This window comes from Pseudomonas sp. RIT411, assembly GCF_003057735.2.
Taxonomy (GTDB): Bacteria; Pseudomonadota; Gammaproteobacteria; order Pseudomonadales; family Pseudomonadaceae; genus Chryseomonas; species Chryseomonas oryzihabitans.
The window spans coordinates 188,965-203,625 of sequence record NZ_QBIZ02000007.1; the positions used below are offsets into that span (position 1 = coordinate 188,965).

15 protein-coding genes are annotated in these 14,661 nt (G+C 68.2%); 2 read left to right on the forward strand and 13 right to left on the reverse strand.

Features of this window, described 5'->3' with window-relative positions; all coding sequences use genetic code 11:
* Positions 1-75: 75 nt before the first annotated feature.
* From DBY63_RS12850 to DBY63_RS12875, 6 genes are all read right to left on the reverse strand, one after another.
* The gene (locus DBY63_RS12850; RefSeq protein ID WP_108582022.1) at positions 76-759 is read right to left on the reverse strand and encodes a TerC family protein; all 684 of its coding nucleotides are present in this window, start codon (positions 757-759) and stop codon (positions 76-78) included.
* A gap of 162 nt (positions 760-921) precedes the next feature.
* Complete coding sequence (locus DBY63_RS12855; protein WP_108582021.1) at positions 922-1,659, reverse strand: ABC transporter substrate-binding protein; 738 nt, start codon at positions 1,657-1,659, stop codon at positions 922-924.
* A gap of 118 nt (positions 1,660-1,777) precedes the next feature.
* Positions 1,778-2,494, reverse strand: coding sequence for an ABC transporter ATP-binding protein (locus tag DBY63_RS12860; protein WP_108582020.1), 717 nt, complete (start codon positions 2,492-2,494; stop codon positions 1,778-1,780).
* Entirely contained in the window at positions 2,494-3,282 is a 789-nt protein-coding gene (locus DBY63_RS12865; RefSeq protein ID WP_042137849.1) for an ABC transporter permease, read from the reverse strand. The genes DBY63_RS12860 and DBY63_RS12865 overlap by 1 nt, the downstream gene beginning before the upstream one ends.
* A 26-nt stretch (positions 3,283-3,308) precedes the next feature.
* Positions 3,309-4,307, reverse strand: a complete 999-nt coding sequence (locus DBY63_RS12870; RefSeq protein ID WP_027601184.1) for an aliphatic sulfonate ABC transporter substrate-binding protein — start codon at positions 4,305-4,307, stop codon at positions 3,309-3,311.
* Positions 4,308-4,324: 17 nt separating this feature from the next.
* Positions 4,325-5,308, reverse strand: a complete 984-nt coding sequence (locus DBY63_RS12875; RefSeq protein WP_256594388.1) for an aliphatic sulfonate ABC transporter substrate-binding protein — start codon at positions 5,306-5,308, stop codon at positions 4,325-4,327.
* A 259-nt stretch (positions 5,309-5,567) separates the two neighbouring features.
* On the opposite strand from DBY63_RS12875, the gene DBY63_RS12880 reads away from it, so the two are divergent.
* On the forward strand, positions 5,568-6,935 hold the full coding sequence (locus DBY63_RS12880; protein ID WP_077173052.1) for an LLM class flavin-dependent oxidoreductase: 1,368 nt from the start codon (positions 5,568-5,570) through the stop codon (positions 6,933-6,935).
* Between the two features lie 17 nt (positions 6,936-6,952).
* Positions 6,953-7,738: a MetQ/NlpA family ABC transporter substrate-binding protein gene (locus tag DBY63_RS12885; RefSeq protein ID WP_108582019.1), complete on the forward strand. Its 786-nt coding sequence runs from the start codon at positions 6,953-6,955 to the stop codon at positions 7,736-7,738.
* Positions 7,739-7,780: 42 nt separating this feature from the next.
* Here DBY63_RS12885 and DBY63_RS12890 read toward each other — a convergent pair whose 3' ends face one another.
* The 7 genes from DBY63_RS12890 to sfnG form a co-directional block, all read right to left on the reverse strand.
* Positions 7,781-8,383 (reverse strand): class I SAM-dependent methyltransferase, encoded by a 603-nt coding sequence (locus DBY63_RS12890; RefSeq protein ID WP_108582018.1) that lies wholly within the window; start codon positions 8,381-8,383, stop codon positions 7,781-7,783.
* Between the two features lie 29 nt (positions 8,384-8,412).
* Entirely contained in the window at positions 8,413-9,159 is a 747-nt protein-coding gene (locus DBY63_RS12895) for an ABC transporter ATP-binding protein (protein WP_027601189.1), read from the reverse strand.
* A gap of 3 nt (positions 9,160-9,162) precedes the next feature.
* Positions 9,163-10,485 carry an ABC transporter substrate-binding protein gene (locus DBY63_RS12900; protein WP_108582017.1) on the reverse strand — a complete coding sequence of 441 codons (1,323 nt, stop codon included), beginning with the start codon at positions 10,483-10,485 and terminating at the stop codon, positions 9,163-9,165.
* A gap of 56 nt (positions 10,486-10,541) precedes the next feature.
* Positions 10,542-11,588, reverse strand: coding sequence for a branched-chain amino acid ABC transporter permease (locus DBY63_RS12905; protein ID WP_074584495.1), 1,047 nt, complete (start codon positions 11,586-11,588; stop codon positions 10,542-10,544).
* Positions 11,589-11,598: 10 nt separating this feature from the next.
* A complete protein-coding gene (locus DBY63_RS12910; protein ID WP_108582016.1) occupies positions 11,599-12,480 on the reverse strand; it encodes a branched-chain amino acid ABC transporter permease in 882 nt (293 codons plus the stop codon).
* A 170-nt stretch (positions 12,481-12,650) separates the two neighbouring features.
* On the reverse strand, positions 12,651-13,442 hold the full coding sequence (locus DBY63_RS12915; protein ID WP_108582015.1) for an ABC transporter ATP-binding protein: 792 nt from the start codon (positions 13,440-13,442) through the stop codon (positions 12,651-12,653).
* Positions 13,443-13,445: 3 nt separating this feature from the next.
* Complete coding sequence (gene sfnG, locus DBY63_RS12920; RefSeq protein WP_027597745.1) at positions 13,446-14,537, reverse strand: dimethylsulfone monooxygenase SfnG; 1,092 nt, start codon at positions 14,535-14,537, stop codon at positions 13,446-13,448.
* Positions 14,538-14,661: the final 124 nt, after the last annotated feature.

Here is a 14,661-nt window from a genome sequence, read left to right on the forward strand (position 1 = left end):
TGCAGTGACGGCGCAGCTCAGGTGCGCCGTCACTTGGGAGCTGCCATGGAGCGGGTCCAGGGCAGCTGGCGAAGCTCAAGCCGTGACGGCGCGCCGCGCCAGCAACTGACCCACCGCCAGCACGAAGACCGCGCCGACCGCCCCTGCCACATAGGGTACCCAGTGCACATCGGCAAAGCCCAGCCAGCCCTGCAGCAGTTCGTCGCTGGCGATCAGCTTGCCGGCGATCCAGCCCAGCAGCGCCGCGCCGGCCACCACCAGCCAGCGAAACCTTTCCATGAGCTTCAGGATGAGCTGGCTGCCGAAGATGATGATGGGAATGCTGATGAGCACCCCGGCGATGGCCAGGCCCAGGTGCCCCTGGGCGGCGCCCGCCACGGCGATGACGTTGTCCAGGCTCATCACCACGTCGGCCACCATGATGATCCAGATGGCCTGGCCCAGGGTGGTACCGGCCTTGACGTTGGCCTCGTCCTCTTCGGGCATCAGCAACTTGATGCCGATCCACAGCAGCAGCACGCCTCCGACCACCTTGAGCAGCGGCCAGCCCAGCACATAGCTGGCGACGAACAGCAGCAGGATGCGCAGGATCACGGCGCCGGCGACACCGCCGAGAATGGCCTTGCGTCGTTGCGCATCCGGCAGGCGCCGGCAGGCCAGGGCGATCACCACGGCGTTGTCGCCGCCGAGCAGGATATCGATGATGACGATCTGCAGGAGACCGGTGAGAAAGGCGGGATCGGACAGGGTGGCGAGCAAGATCGACCTCGAAGCTAAGGGTGCTGGGACAGGCATTGGGCAGCAGGAGCCGTCGATGATTTCATCGGGCCCCTGCCGCGGCGCCAAGAATAGCGCCCCAAGCTGTCATCCAGCCGACGAAACGGCGCCGCGGATCGATTCCGCCTGGCGCCGGGCGGCCCTTCAGCCGCCCGTCGAGGGCGCGCCGATCCGCACGTCGCCCTGCCCGCTGGCCGCCAGCGCGCGGGCTACCAGGCCGCTGCGCAGTTGCTCATCGAGAAAGTCCTGCGCGAAGGCCGCTGCGGCGGCGCGCCCCTTGGGTACGGCCATGGCCTGGCGGATCTCGGTGAAGCTGTCGGCCAGCACCCGATAGCCCGGATGAGCCGCGGCATAGGCTTCCAGGGGTTGGCGCACCCCGGCGGCGGCGTCCAGGCGCTGATCGACGAACCAGTCGATGGCCGCTGGCGAGGTGGGCGCTCGCACCAGCTCCGCCTGGGTCAGGGTGCGACTGAGATAGAGGTCATAGGCCGCGCCCTGCCCCACGGCGATGCGGCGCCCGGCCTGGTCCAGCTCGGCCACGCCCTGGGCCGGATCGTCCGCGCGCAGCAGGTAGGTGCCCTCGATGATGACATAGGGTTCGCTGAAGGCGATCTGCGCCGCGCGTACCGGTTCGATGGCGAGAAAAGCCAGGTCCCAGGCGTCTTCCTGCAGCGCGGCAAAGACCTTGCCGGCGGCGTCATGGGTCGTGAACTGCACCGGCACGCCCAGGCGCTCGGCCAGCGCCCGGGCCAAGGCCACCGAGACGCCGGCCGGCTCGCCATCGGCGCCGCGTTGTGCCAGCACCGGATTGCCGTAGTTGATCGCGGTGCGAAGAACGCCCTGGGGGGCCAGTTCGGCCAATACCGCTGCGGATGGGCTCATGGAAGCTCCTTGGAGGGGTCGACTGTCGGGGTGCGGCTGGGGCTCGCCGCGGCCATCCGATACTGCCCGCTCGCGGGCGATTGCGCACGCCTTCGTCGACCCTTCCGTGCTCGTTGCCTCACACCCTGAGCCGCTGCAATTCCCCATAGGCCTCGGCGGCCTGGGCCAGCAAGGCGGGGGCTCGCCTTTCACGCGGATGGGGCGCCGCCACGGCGAAGCGGCGCTGCACGCGGGAGGGCGCGCCGCCCAGGACCAGGACGCGGTCGCCCAGGTAGAAGGCCTCGTCCAGGTCGTGCGTCACCAGCAGCACGCCGATGTGATACCGGGCGACCAGGCGCAGCACCAGGTCCTGCAACTGCCAGCGGGTGAAGGCGTCCACCGCGCTGAACGGCTCGTCGAGCAACAGCAGCCGTGGGCGACCATAGAGTCCGCGGGCGATGGCGACCCGCTGGGCCATGCCGCCGGAGAGTTGCTTGGGCAGCAAGGCGCCCTGCCCCTCCAGCCCGACGTCACTGAGCAACTGCGCCGTCCAGGCACGATCGAAGCGCGCGCCGTCGGCGAAACCGACGTTGGCGGCCACGTCCAGCCAGGGCATCAGCCGCGGCTCCTGGAACACCACGCCGCCGCCCTGGCTGGCCGCGGCCAGGGTCATGTGGCCGCTGAAGGCGTCGTCCAGCCCGGCGGCGATGCGCAGCAGGGTGCTCTTGCCGCAGCCACTGGCACCCAGCAGGCTGACCACCTCGCCGGCGGCCAGGGTCAGGTCGACGCCTTCCAGCACCCGGCGCCCGGCAAAGGTCTTGCCGATGCGTTCGAGAGACAGCAGGGGTTCGCTCATCACTGGCCACCCTGGTAGGTATCGCGCCAGGCCAGCGCCCGGCGTTCCAGGCGCAGCAGCAATTCGTCACTGAGCTTGCCGAGCACCGCCAGCACCAGGATGGCGGCGATGACCACGTCCGGTCGCGAGGTCTCCCGACCGTCGCTGAGCAGGTAGCCGAGGCCGGCGGTGGCGGCGATCAATTCGGCGGCCACCAGGAACATCCAGCTCATGCTCAGGGCTCCGCGCAGGCCGGTGAACAGACTGGGCAAGGCGGCCGGCAGCAGGATGCGGCGGATCAGCGCCGGGCGTGACAGGCGATAGAGGCGCCCCACTTCCACCAGGCGGCGATCGACGTCGCGGATGCCGCTGACCAGCGCCAGGTACAGTGGAAAGAAGGCACCCAGGGCGATCAGCACGATCTTGGGCGTTTCATCGATACCCAGCCAGAGCAGCAGCAGGGGCACCCAGGCCAGGCTGGGAATGGCGCGCAGCGCCTGGAACAGCGGATCGAGATAGGCCTCGGCGCGGCGCGACAGCCCGACCCAGGCGCCGATCAGCAGCGCCAGACCCGCGCCCAGGGCGAAGCCACTGGCGACCCGCGCCAGACTGGCCGCCAGGTGCCGCCACAACTCCCCTTCCCCCAGCAGCCACAGGGTCCGCAGCACCTCGCTCGGCGGTGGCATCTGGTAAGCCGGCAGCCAGCCCAGGCGCACCACCGCTTCCAACGTCACCACCAGCCCCAGGGGCAGCACGGCGCCGCGCCAGCGGCCACCCGCGCCGCGGGCGGGTCGGGCGGCCTGGACCAGCGGCGCGGCCTGGGTCAGTTCATCACTCACGGCGCGGTCGCCTTGGCCACGGCGGGTTCGGCCTTGATCACCGCCTGGGCCAGCGCGGGCTGGACCAGGGCATCGACCGCCGCGACAGCGTCCACGCCAGGGCGTACCAGACCTTCCTCAGCCAGCAGCGGCGCGGCGCCCTTGAGCGCGGCGACGAATTGCGGACCGGGCAGCGGCTGGCTGAAATCGGTACGGGCGAGCTGGCGCTGGGCGACTTCCAGCGGCAGGCCGGACGCCTTGGCCAGCAACTCGGCGGTCTCCTGGGGATGGGCCAGGGTCCAGTGGCGCGCGTCCTCATAGGCGCCCAGCACCGCCTTGACCAGCTCCGGCTGGGCCTTGGCGAAGGCCTCGGTGGTGCTCAGCACGCCATAGCTGTTGAAGTCGAGATTGCGATAGAGCAGGCGCGAGCCCGCCTGCAATTCGCTGGCGGCCATGTGCGGATCGAGCCCGGCCCAGGCATCCACCTGGCCGCGCTCCAGGGCGGCGCGACCGTCCGGGTGCTGGAGATGGACGATGTCCACGTCGCCTTTCTTCAAGCCTGCCTCGCGCAGGCTGCGCAGCAGGAACAGATAGGGATCGGTGCCCTTGGTCGCGGCGATCTTCTTGCCCTTGAGATCGGCCAGGGACTTGAGCGGCGAATCCTTGGGCACCACCAGCGCGGTCCATTCCGGGCGACTGGCGAGATAGAGGGTTTCGATCGGGGCGCCATTGGCGCGGCTGAGCAGCGCTGCGAGCCCCGCGGTGGAGGCGAAATCGGTGCTGCCGCTGTTGAGGTATTCCAGCGAGCGATTGCTGCCCTGGCTAAACACCCAGCGCACGGCGATGCCCTGCTCGCCAAGGCGCTTTTCCAGCAGGCCCTGCTCCTTGAGCACCAGGCTGGTGGGGGCGTAGTAGGCGTAGTCCAGGCGGACTTCCTTGGGCGGTGCGGCCTGCGCCAGCAGCGCGCTGCCGAGCAGGGCCAGGCCGGCGGCCCAGCGTAGCGTGGTCTTGTGCATCTCGAGTTCCTTGTCGACTAGCGGGAGGTCAGGGGGGCGCTAGGGGTCCAGAGGTCCACGGCGCTGGCGTCCACGGCAGTGGGTAGCAGCTTGGCCGCCTGGAAGGCATCGGCGATGCGCTGCTGCTCGCCGAGGGCGGCGCGGCTGACCGGCTGGACATCGTAGGTGCGGCGGCGGTTGGCCAGCTCGACGGTAGCCTCGTCCAGGCGACCCCACTGCGGACCAAGAATCCGTGCCGCCTCGGCGGGGTGTTGCTTCACCCACTGCCCCGTGCGCTGCAGCTCGGCGAACACCAGGCCCAGCACCTCGGGATGAGCCTGGGCATAGGGCGTGGCGGCCAGGTAGTAGCGCTGGTAGCTGGCCAGGCCCTCGCCCGAGGCGAGGATGCGGACGTGCTGCTGGCGCTGGGCGCTGGCGACGAAGGGCTCCCAGGTCACCCAGGCATCCACCCTGCCATTCTCCAGGGCGGCGCGACCGTCCGCCGGGGTGAGATAGGCCGGCTGGATGTCGGCGAAGGTCAGCCCTGCCTTTTGCAGGGCGGCGATCAGCAGGTAGTGGCTACCGGCGGCCTTGGTCACGGCGATGCGCTTGCCCTTGAGATCGGCGAGGGTCTGCAGCGGCGAGCCCTCCGGAACCAGGATGGCCTGGGCCTGGGGCGATGGCGTTTCCCGGGCGAAGTAGGTGAGCTTGGCGCCCGCCGCCTGGGCAAACACCGGTACGGTGTCGGCGACGTCGGCGGAGAGATCCACGTTGCCGATGTTGAGGGATTCCAGCAGCGGCAGGCCGCTGGAGAACTCGTGCCAGCTGACGGTGATGCCCTGGGCTGCCAGATCCCGCTCCAGGGTGCCCTGCTCCTTGAGCAGCACCAGCAGGGTGGAGGATTTCTGGTAGCCGATACGCAGGCTGGTATCGGCCTGGGCGGCGCAGGCGAGGCCCAGCAGACCCAGGGCGAGCAGCTCCCGGCGGAGACCTGCGCGAAACGAACAGCGGATAGCGGCCATGGATGCCTCAGCGAGCAGCGAATGAATGGCCGCCACGATAAGGAATAAGCAAAGGTCAGATTAATACCGATTTGGAATTTGGTTAGAGGCGAGCGCCCTGCCGCGACGGCCCTAACGTTATTCCGAAAGGCTATTTAAAGCCTGGTCTATCTGGAAGCTAACGTATAACCACCGGACCACCGGATCTCTCCTTTCGCCTTGAACCCGAGGATCCCATGGCTGTGCTCCGGACTCTTCTCCCCATGGGGGCGCCCGCCCCATGACCGCTCCCGCCAAGCAGGTGCTGCTCAACGCCTTCAACATGAACACCGTGGGCCATATCAACCATGGCCTCTGGACGCATCCGCGTGACACCTCCAGCCGCTACCACACCCTCGGCTACTGGACCGAGCTGGCCCAGCTGCTGGAGCGCGGCCTGTTCGATGGGCTGTTCATCGCCGACATCCTGGGCGTCTACGACGTCTACGGCGGCAATGTCGACCTGACCCTGCGCGAATCCATCCAGCTGCCGGTCAACGACCCCTTCCTGCTGGTCTCGGCCATGGCCGCCAGTACCCGGCACCTGGGTTTCGGCCTCACCGCCAACCTCACCTACGAGCCGCCCTATCCCTTCGCCCGCCGCCTTTCCACCCTGGATCACCTGAGCGAAGGCCGCGTCGGTTGGAACATCGTCACCGGCTACCTGGACAGCGCCGCCCGCGCCATGGGCCTGGACAAACAGATTGCCCACGACCGCCGCTACGACCAGGCCGACGAATACCTGGAAGTGCTCTACAAGCTGCTCGAAGGCAGCTGGGCCGATGATGCGGTGGTCCGGGATCGTGTCCAGCGGATCTATGCCCGCCCGGAGCGGGTGCGCAAGGTCGCGCACCATGGCGAATTCTTCGATGTCGAGGGCTATCACCTCTGCGAGCCCTCGCGTCAACGCACCCCGGTGCTGTTCCAGGCCGGCTCCTCGGACCGCGGCCTGGCCTTTGCCGGGCGCCATGCCGAATGCGTGTTCATCTCCGGGCAGGACCAGGCCGCCACCCGCGCCCAGGTCGAGCGAGTGCGGGGCGCGGCAGTGGCCGCCGGCCGCCGCGCGGATGACGTCAAGCTGTTCATGGGCCTCACGGTGATCGTCGCCCCCACCGCTGCCGAAGCCCGCGACAAGCACGCCGAATACTTGCACTACGCCAGCCCCGAGGCCGGGGTCGCCCACCATTCGGCCTCGGTGGGCATAGACCTCGCCGCCTATGGCCTCGACGAACCCATCCGTCCGCAACGGACCGAGGCCATCGAATCGGCGCTCAAGCGCCTGGTGGCCAAGGACGCCGGCTGGACCCGCCGCAAGCTGCTGGAGCAGCACGCCCTCGGTGGCCGCTACACCGCCCTGGTCGGCGATCCCGGGCAGGTGGCCGATGCCCTGCTCGGCTGGATCGACGAAACCGGGCTGGACGGCTTCAACCTGGCCCGCACCGTCACCCCCGAGTGCTACGGCGACTTCATCGACCTGGTGATCCCGGAGTTGCAGAGCCGGGGTCGCTACAAGACCGCCTATGCCGACGGCAGCTTCAGACACAAGCTGTTCGGCCGTGGCGACCACCTCGACACCCGCCATTTCGGCAGCCGTTTCCGCCAGGACTGACCCTTCAAGGACGCCCCATGACCCGCCTCAAGCCCCTGCTCTTCGCCCTCGGCCTCTTCAGCACCGCAGCCTTGGCCGCGCCGCTCAAGATCGGCACCACCGCCGCCTTCGCCCCGCCACTGGAAGTCGCGGTGCAGGAGGCCAAGGCCGCCGGGGTGGACGTGGAGATCGTCGAATTCAGCGACTGGATCGCTCCCAACACCAGCCTCGCCAACCACGACATCGACGCCAACTACTACCAGCACATCCCCTTCCTGGAAAACGCCAAGCGCACCGCCGGCTATGACCTGGTGGCGGTGGCGCCGGGGATCATCAACAACGTCGGGCTCTATTCGAAGAAGTACCGCACCCTGGCCGAGGTCCCCAAGGGCGCACGGGTGGCCATCGCCAACGATGCCATCAACGGCGGCCGTGGCCTGTTGCTGCTGGAGAAGGCCGGCTTCATCAGCCTCAAGCCCGGCGTCGGCTACCACGCCACCCTGGCGGACATCACCGGCAATCCGCGCGACATCCAGATCGTCGAACCGGAGGCCGTGCAGCTGGCCCGCTCGCTGGACGACGTCGACGTGGCTCAGGGCTATCCGCACTACCTGCGCCTGGCCAAGACCATAGATCCCAACCAGGCCCTGCTCTTCGATGGCCTCGACCACCCCGAGTACGTCATCCAGTTCGTCGCCCGTCCGGACAACAGGGACGATCCGCGCCTGGCCAAGCTGATCGACCTCTATCAGCACTCACCCAAGGTCCGCGCCGCCCTGGACCAGGCCCACGGCACCCTCTACCAGCCGGGCTGGAAGGAGTGATCCGCGCCCTGCGCCTTTAGCGAGAACCCCACCTGGAGACCGTCAGAGCTTCTCCACGACGAAGGCGCAGCGTCCACGGTTGCGGCCGCCGTCGGGCAGGTCCATGAATTCGTCGATGAGGATGCGCACGCCCTGCCCCAGCAGCAGGGCGCGCAGTTCCTCAGGCGGATGGGAGTCATAGAAGAACGGCTGGTCGAACATCGTATCGACGAAGGCATCCGCCGCCGAGCCGCCCGCCGTCAGCATCAGCCGTCCCCCTTGCGGAGGCCCGGCGATCACCCGCGCCAGGAGCGTCGCGTGCCAGCGGCGCTCCAGATGGAACAGCGCATCCCACAGCAGCGCGCCCTGGTAGGGTTCGGCGCAGGCATAGGTTTCCAGCCGCGCCTCGATCCAGCGCTGCTTGGGAAATTCCCGCCGCGCATGGGCCAGCATGGCGGCCGCCTGATCGACCCCGAGCACGCGATGCCCCTGGGCGAGGATGGCGGCGGCGACCGGCGTGCCGGTGCCGCAGCCCAGATCGAGCAGGGTGGCGCCGGGTTCGAGCTTTTCCAGGAGCACCTCCAGGTAGCGACGCTCGTCGTCCCTGAGGCTGACGCGGGCCTGGCGAAAGCTGTCGGCGATGGCGTTGTAGGAGGTCTTGTTCATGGCGTGGGCTCCCTGGTCGTTCCGGGAGCTTAGCCCACCCCCAGGTAGGCCGCCTGCACCGTCTCGTGCGTCAGACCCATGCCGGGCACGCCGGACTGCACCACCCGCCCGCTTTCCAGCACGAAAGCCTGGTGGGCGTAGTCGAGGGCGATGGCGCTGTTCTGCTCGGCCATCAGCACGCTCAGGCCCTCCTCGCGGTTGAGCCGGGCGACGCTTGCGAAGATCTCCTCAACCAGCAGCGGCGCCAGGCCCATGGAGGGTTCGTCCAGCAGCAGCAGGCGGGGCCGCGCCATGAGTGCACGACCCAGGGCGATCATCTGCTGCTCGCCGCCCGAGGTCAGACCCGCCAGCTGCCGGCGCTTGCCGGCCAGGCGGGGAAACCAGGCATAGATGCGCTCCAGTTCCTCACGCTGCGCGGCGCGCCCGAGGCGGCGGACGAAACCGCCGCTAAGCAGATTTTCCTCCACGCTGAGTCGCCCGAAACAGTGGCGCCCTTCCAGCACCTGGACCAGTCCGGCACGGACCCGGGCATCGGCCGACTGGCCCGCGAGGTCCCGCCCCTCGTAGCGGATGGCGCCGCGGACCAGGGCGCCGCGAGCGGCGCCGAGCAGCCCCGAGAGGGCCTTGAGGGTGGTGCTCTTGCCGGCGCCATTGGCGCCCAGCAAGGCCACGATCTGGCCCTGGCCGACCTCCAGGCTGACACCATCGACGGCGAGGATGGCGCCGTCGTAACGGACTTCGATGGCTTCGACCGCCAACAAGGGGGTGGTCGTCATGGGTCAGCTCTCCTTGCTGCAATCACGGGGGGTTATGCCCTTTTCCTTGGCGTACTGCCGGGCCGAGGCCTCGATGATCGGTCGCAGGAAGGCGCGATCGGCCTGCACCCAGTCGCTCACCAGTTGCCACCTCTCGCCATCCCACTGCTGGATGCGGATGGCGCCGCCGCCTTCGTGGTCGGCGCAGGAAAGCGTGAGCGGCTGCACCAGCCCCTTGGCGCCCAGGGCCTGCAGGCGGGCGTCGTCCAGCTTCAGGTGTTCGAAGCCCCAGCGCACCTGCTCGCCGCTGAGGGGCTTGTCGCCATACTTGGCCTGGGCCAGGCGCAAGGCCTCGACATTGAGGATGCCGTTGACCACGCCGAGGTTGTAGTAGACGGTGCCGAAACGCTTGGGATCGGCCAGGTCGCTCTGCCCCTTGGCCACCACGTCGCGTTCGATGCCCTGCAGCACCGGGAAGGCGGTGCCCGAAGGGTGGGTGGTGATGGCCAGGAAGCCCTTGGCCGCCGCGCCAGCCGGACGCACGTCTTCCTCGGAGTTGCTCCAGATGTTGCCGATGATGTGGTCAACCGGGAAGCCGACTTTCTGCGCGGTCTTGATAGCCACCGGGTTCATCACCCCCCAGCCACGCAGGATCACCCAGTCGGGCTTGAGGCGGCGGATGTTGAGCCACTGGGACTGCTGCTCGTTACCCGGGTGCGGCACCTCCAGCAGGGTCAGCTCGAAGCCATAGCGATCCGCCAGTTTCTGCAGGACCTCGTTGGTCTCCTTGCCGTAGGGCGAGCCGTGGTAGAGGGTGACGATCTTCTTGCCCTTGAGGCTGTCGACACCACCGCCCTGCTGGCCTATCCAGTTGAGGATGGCCGAGACCTCCGAATAGGGATTGAGCTGCAGCGGGAAAACATAGGGGAAGACGCTGCCATCGGTGGAATCGGTACGGCCGTGGTTGATGGTGATCAGCGGCAGGTGATCGGCGGTGGAGCGTTCCAGGGTGGCATAGGCGATGCCCACCGACAGCGGATTGGTGGCAGCGGCGGGCGCGCCGTCATGGCCGTTCTTCAGGCGCTCGTAGCACTCCACGCCCTTCTCGACGATGTATTCGGTTTCGCATTCGCTCCATACCAGCTTGACGCCATTCACGCCGCCGTTGGCGTTGACGTATTTCATGTAGTCGATGAAGCCACCGAAGAAGCCGGTGCCGCCGGCGGCATAGGGGCCGACGCGATAGCTCTGCAGCGGGAAGTATTGCTCGCCGGCGGCCTGGACCGGGCCGAGGGAGGTGAGGCCCAGGGCCAGGACGAGGCTGCCGAGCAGATGACGTTTGCACATGGGGACTTTCCTTGTGGGGGTGTTGGGCCGGCGAGCCTGGCCGCCGGCGAAGGGGATCAGGCGCGGTGCAGGCGTTGCCAGCCGCGGGTGGCGAGGCGGGTCAGGCCCTCGGGTTCCTTGATCAGCACCAGGATGATCAGGGCGCCGAAGGCCATCTTCTGCAGGTTCTCCAGCTGGCCGGCGGCGATGAGGTCGGCGGGTAGCCAGCCGGCCAGGTTGGAGAGCAGCAGCGGAAACAGCACCATGAAGGCCGCGCCATAGAGGCTGCCGGCCAGGCTGCCGAGTCCGCCGAGGATGACGATGAAGAGGATCTGGAAGGAGCGACTCAAGTCGAAGCCGTGGGGCTCCACGGTGCCCAGGTAGGTAAAGGCCCAGAGCGCCCCGGCGATGCCGAGGTAGAAGCCGCTCAGGGCGAAGGCCAGCAGCTTGGCCCGCACCACCGACAGGCCCATCACCGCAGCGGCGGTTTCCCGGTCGCGCACCGCCATCCAGGTACGGCCGAGTTCGCCGTGCACCAGTCGCGCGGCGAAGGCGAACAGCACCAGGACCACTAGCAGGGTGGCCAGGTAGCGACCCAGCGGCCCGCCGAAATCCTGGCCCAGCAGCACCAGCGGCGGCGCACTGATCACCCCCGAGGCGCTGCCATGGGAAAACCAGTCGAAGCGGGTCAGGGCCCAGAGGACGAAGAACTGCGCCGCCAGGCTGGAGACGATCAGGTAGAAGCCACGGATCCTCAGGCTGGGCAGGCCGAACAGCAGGGACACCAGGGCCGCCAGCAGGCCGCCGGCGAACAGGCACAGCGGCAGGGGCCAGCCCATGCGTACCTGCAGGTTGTAGGTGGCGAAGGCGCCGACCGCCATGAAGGCGGCCGAACCCAGCGACAGCTGCCCGGCATAGCCGGTGAGCAGGTTCAGTCCTAGCCCGGCCAGGGCCAGTACCAGGAAGGGAATCAGCAGGGCATTGAACAGATAGTCGCTGCCGACCCAGGGCAGCACGCCAAAAGCCAGCATCAGGAAGGCGGCCAACGCCAGGCGCGCGGGTCGCACAGCGGGTGCACGGGAGGCCAGCGGACGCGCCGTCAGGGCGTCGAGGGAAGTGCTCATGGAAGGTCCTCTAGACGCGCTCGACCACGGGTTCGCCGAACAGGCCAACCGGTCGAATCAGCAGGAATACCAGGGCGAAGGCATAGGGAAACCAGTTCTCCAGACCACCGCCGATTAGAGGGCCGAGATAGACCTCGGCGAGTTTTTCGCTGGCGCCGATCAGCAGGCCGCCGACGATGGCCCCGGTGACCGAGGAGAAGCCGCCGATGATCAACACCGGCAGCGCCTTGAGCACGATCAGCGACAGCGAGAACTGCACCCCCAGCCGTGCGCCCCAGAGCAGGCCCGCCACCAGGCCGACGCAACCGGCCACCGCCCAGACCAGCGCCCAGATGCGCGGCAGACGGATACCCACCGCCTGGGCCGCCAGGGGATCATCGGCCACGGCGCGCAGCGAGATGCCCAGGCGGGTGCGCTCGAACAGCAGCGACAGTCCGATCACCAGCACCGCCGCCACCGCCGCGGCAAACAGGTCGAAGCTCGACAGCAGCAGCTCGCCCAGCTCCAGCGGACGGTCCTCGATACCCAGGTCCAGGCCGTGCACCTGGGCGCCCCACAGCGCCTGGGCGGCGCCCTCGATGAAATAGGCCAGGCCCAGGGTGGCCATGAACAGCACCAGCGGCGAGCGATTCACCAGCGGCCGCAGCACCGTGCGCTCCACCACCACCGCCAGCAGGATCATGACGCCCAGCGTGACCAGCAGCGCCAGCCAGCCGGGCAGGCCGCGCTCCACCAGGCTGACGTAGGTCAGGGCGGCGAACAGCAGCATGGCGCCCTGGGCGAAATTGAAGACGCCCGAAGCGCGGTAGATGAGCACGAAGCCCAGCGCCACCAGGGCATACATCACCCCGGCGAGCAGGCCGCCAAGCAAGACTTCCAAGAAAAACGCCATGGTTTTCTCCCTGAGGCGTTCAGTGTCCTTAGAAGCTGTTTACGATCTCGCGAGCTAGAGCCAAACAAGGCGGAAAGGCCTGAGGAAGCGGAGTTTACGAGTGGTAAATGAGCATTCCGAAGGTCTTTCCAACGCCGGTTGGCCGACGCGCAGCAGATCGTCAACAACTTCTAGTGACGGGTCCCGAGATAGGCGGCGATCACCGCCGGGTCGTTGCGCACCGCGGCGGGTGCGCCATCGGCGATGAGGCGACCGTAGTCCAGTACCACCACATGATCCGCTAGTTGCATCACCACCTGGATGTCGTGCTCGATCAGCACCACGGTCACTCCGCGCTCGCGGTTGATGGCCCGGATGTAGCCGCTCAGCTCGCGCTTCTCCGCGGCGTTCATCCCGGCCATGGGTTCGTCCAGCAGCAGCAGCCGCGGCTCGGCCGCCAGTGCCCGGGCCAGCTCCACGCGCTTCTGCAGCCCATAGGGCAGGCTGCCCACCGGGACGTCGCGCCAGGGACCCAGGTGCAGGAAGTCCAGCGCCCACTCGGCCACCGCCCGCTGCACCCGCTCTTCGGCCGGCGCGCGGCCCAGGCCCAGCGTCTGTTCCAGCCAGGAGGCGCGCCGATGGCGGCCGCGCCCGGTGAGCACGTTGTCCAGCACGCTCATACCTTTGAACAAGGCCAGGTTCTGAAAGGTACGCGCGACCCCGGCCCGCGCCGCTGTCTGCGGGCGGCGCAGCGCCGCGCTGCTGCCGGCCAATTGCACCCTGCCCCGCTGCGGTCGGTAGAGGCCGTTGATCACGTTGAGCAAGGAACTCTTGCCGGCGCCATTGGGCCCGATCAGGGCGCAGATCTCGCCTTCGCGAACCTGGAAGCCGACCTCGGCGAAGGCCGTGACCCCGCCAAAGGCCAGCGCCAGGTCGCTGACCTCCAGCAGCACCGGCGATGGCTTGGCCAGAGCCGCATCCATGGCCTAGGCCGCCGCCTGGGCCGCGGCCCGGGCTTCGAGGTCGCGCACCAGCGGCAGCACCCGCTTGCCGAAATACTCCACCTCTTCCTGGAAGTGCAGGAAACCGGCCAGCACCAGGTCCACGCCCACCGCCTTGAGGGCGACGATGCGCTCGGCGATCTGCTCGGGGGTGCCGATCAGGTTGGTCTTGAAGCCGTCGTTGTACTGCACCAGATCCTCGAAGCTGGACTTGGCCCAGTTGCCCTCGCCCTCCGGACTGGCCGCGCCGGCATTGCGCGCCTCGTGGCCGAAGGCCTGGACCGCCTCCGGGTTGGCCTTGGCGATGATCTCGTCGAGCACCGCGCGGGCCTCGGCCTCGGTGTCCCGGGCGATGACGAAGGCGTTGACGCCGACCTTGATCGCGTGGCCGTTCGCCGCGGCCTTGGCGCGCAGGTCCTCGACCTGGGCGCGGATGCCCTCGGGGGTGTTGCCGTTGGTGAAGTACCAGTCCGAGACCCGCGCCGCCATGTCCCGCGCGGCCCGGGAGCTGCCGCCCTGGAAGATCTCCGGGTGCGGCTGCTGCAGCGGCTTGGGTTTCAGGGTGTAGTTGCGGAAGCGATAGAAGTCGCCGGCGAAGCTGAAGTTGTCCTGGGTCCAGATGCCCTTGAGGGCGCGGATGAACTCCTCGGAACGCCGATAGCGCTCGTCGTGGTCGAGCCAGGGCTCGCCGATGCCATGGAATTCGCCCTTGAACCAGCCGGACACCAGGTTGATGGCGACCCGGCCGTTGGTAAGCTGGTCGATGGTCGCCAGCTGCTTGGCCGCCAGCGCCGGATTCCAGGGGCCGGGCAGGATGGCGGCGATCACCTTGAGACGCTCGGTGGCGGCCAGCAGCGCATGGCTGAAGGCCACCGATTCATGCTGGTATTCGGCGCCGTAGCCGGCGGTGAAACGGATCTGCGTCAGGGCGTAGTCGAAGCCGGCCTGCTCGGCGAGCTGGGCCAGCTTGCGGTTGTAGTCGATGCCCCAGTGGGTGCGCTGCTCGATGGTGCTGACCACCAGGCCGCCGCTGACGTTGGGGACCCAATAGGCGAATTTGACGGGGTTCTGCGACATGCAAAGGCTCTCCGGGTTGGGCTCGCCGCGAGGGCGAGCGAAACAGTGACCCTGAGCCTTCAATCAAGAACCGAACCAAGTCTAAAAAGCGTTTTCAATCAACGAGTTGCGAGAAAACGTAAGA

Coding starts and splice junctions, on each gene's coding strand:
- DBY63_RS12890 (WP_108582018.1), bottom strand. CDS start 8,383: ATGAACAAGACCTCCTACAACGCCATCGCCGACAGCTTTCGCCAGGCC.
- DBY63_RS12915 (WP_108582015.1), bottom strand. CDS start 13,442: ATGGATGCGGCTCTGGCCAAGCCATCGCCGGTGCTGCTGGAGGTCAGC.
- DBY63_RS12870 (WP_027601184.1), bottom strand. CDS start 4,307: ATGCACAAGACCACGCTACGCTGGGCCGCCGGCCTGGCCCTGCTCGGC.
- DBY63_RS12860 (WP_108582020.1), bottom strand. CDS start 2,494: ATGAGCGAACCCCTGCTGTCTCTCGAACGCATCGGCAAGACCTTTGCC.
- DBY63_RS12900 (WP_108582017.1), bottom strand. CDS start 10,485: ATGTGCAAACGTCATCTGCTCGGCAGCCTCGTCCTGGCCCTGGGCCTC.
- DBY63_RS12880 (WP_077173052.1), top strand. CDS start 5,568: ATGACCGCTCCCGCCAAGCAGGTGCTGCTCAACGCCTTCAACATGAAC.
- DBY63_RS12895 (WP_027601189.1), bottom strand. CDS start 9,159: ATGACGACCACCCCCTTGTTGGCGGTCGAAGCCATCGAAGTCCGTTAC.
- sfnG (WP_027597745.1), bottom strand. CDS start 14,537: ATGTCGCAGAACCCCGTCAAATTCGCCTATTGGGTCCCCAACGTCAGC.
- DBY63_RS12910 (WP_108582016.1), bottom strand. CDS start 12,480: ATGGCGTTTTTCTTGGAAGTCTTGCTTGGCGGCCTGCTCGCCGGGGTG.
- DBY63_RS12875 (WP_256594388.1), bottom strand. CDS start 5,308: ATGGCCGCTATCCGCTGTTCGTTTCGCGCAGGTCTCCGCCGGGAGCTG.
- DBY63_RS12905 (WP_074584495.1), bottom strand. CDS start 11,588: ATGAGCACTTCCCTCGACGCCCTGACGGCGCGTCCGCTGGCCTCCCGT.
- DBY63_RS12885 (WP_108582019.1), top strand. CDS start 6,953: ATGACCCGCCTCAAGCCCCTGCTCTTCGCCCTCGGCCTCTTCAGCACC.
- DBY63_RS12855 (WP_108582021.1), bottom strand. CDS start 1,659: ATGAGCCCATCCGCAGCGGTATTGGCCGAACTGGCCCCCCAGGGCGTT.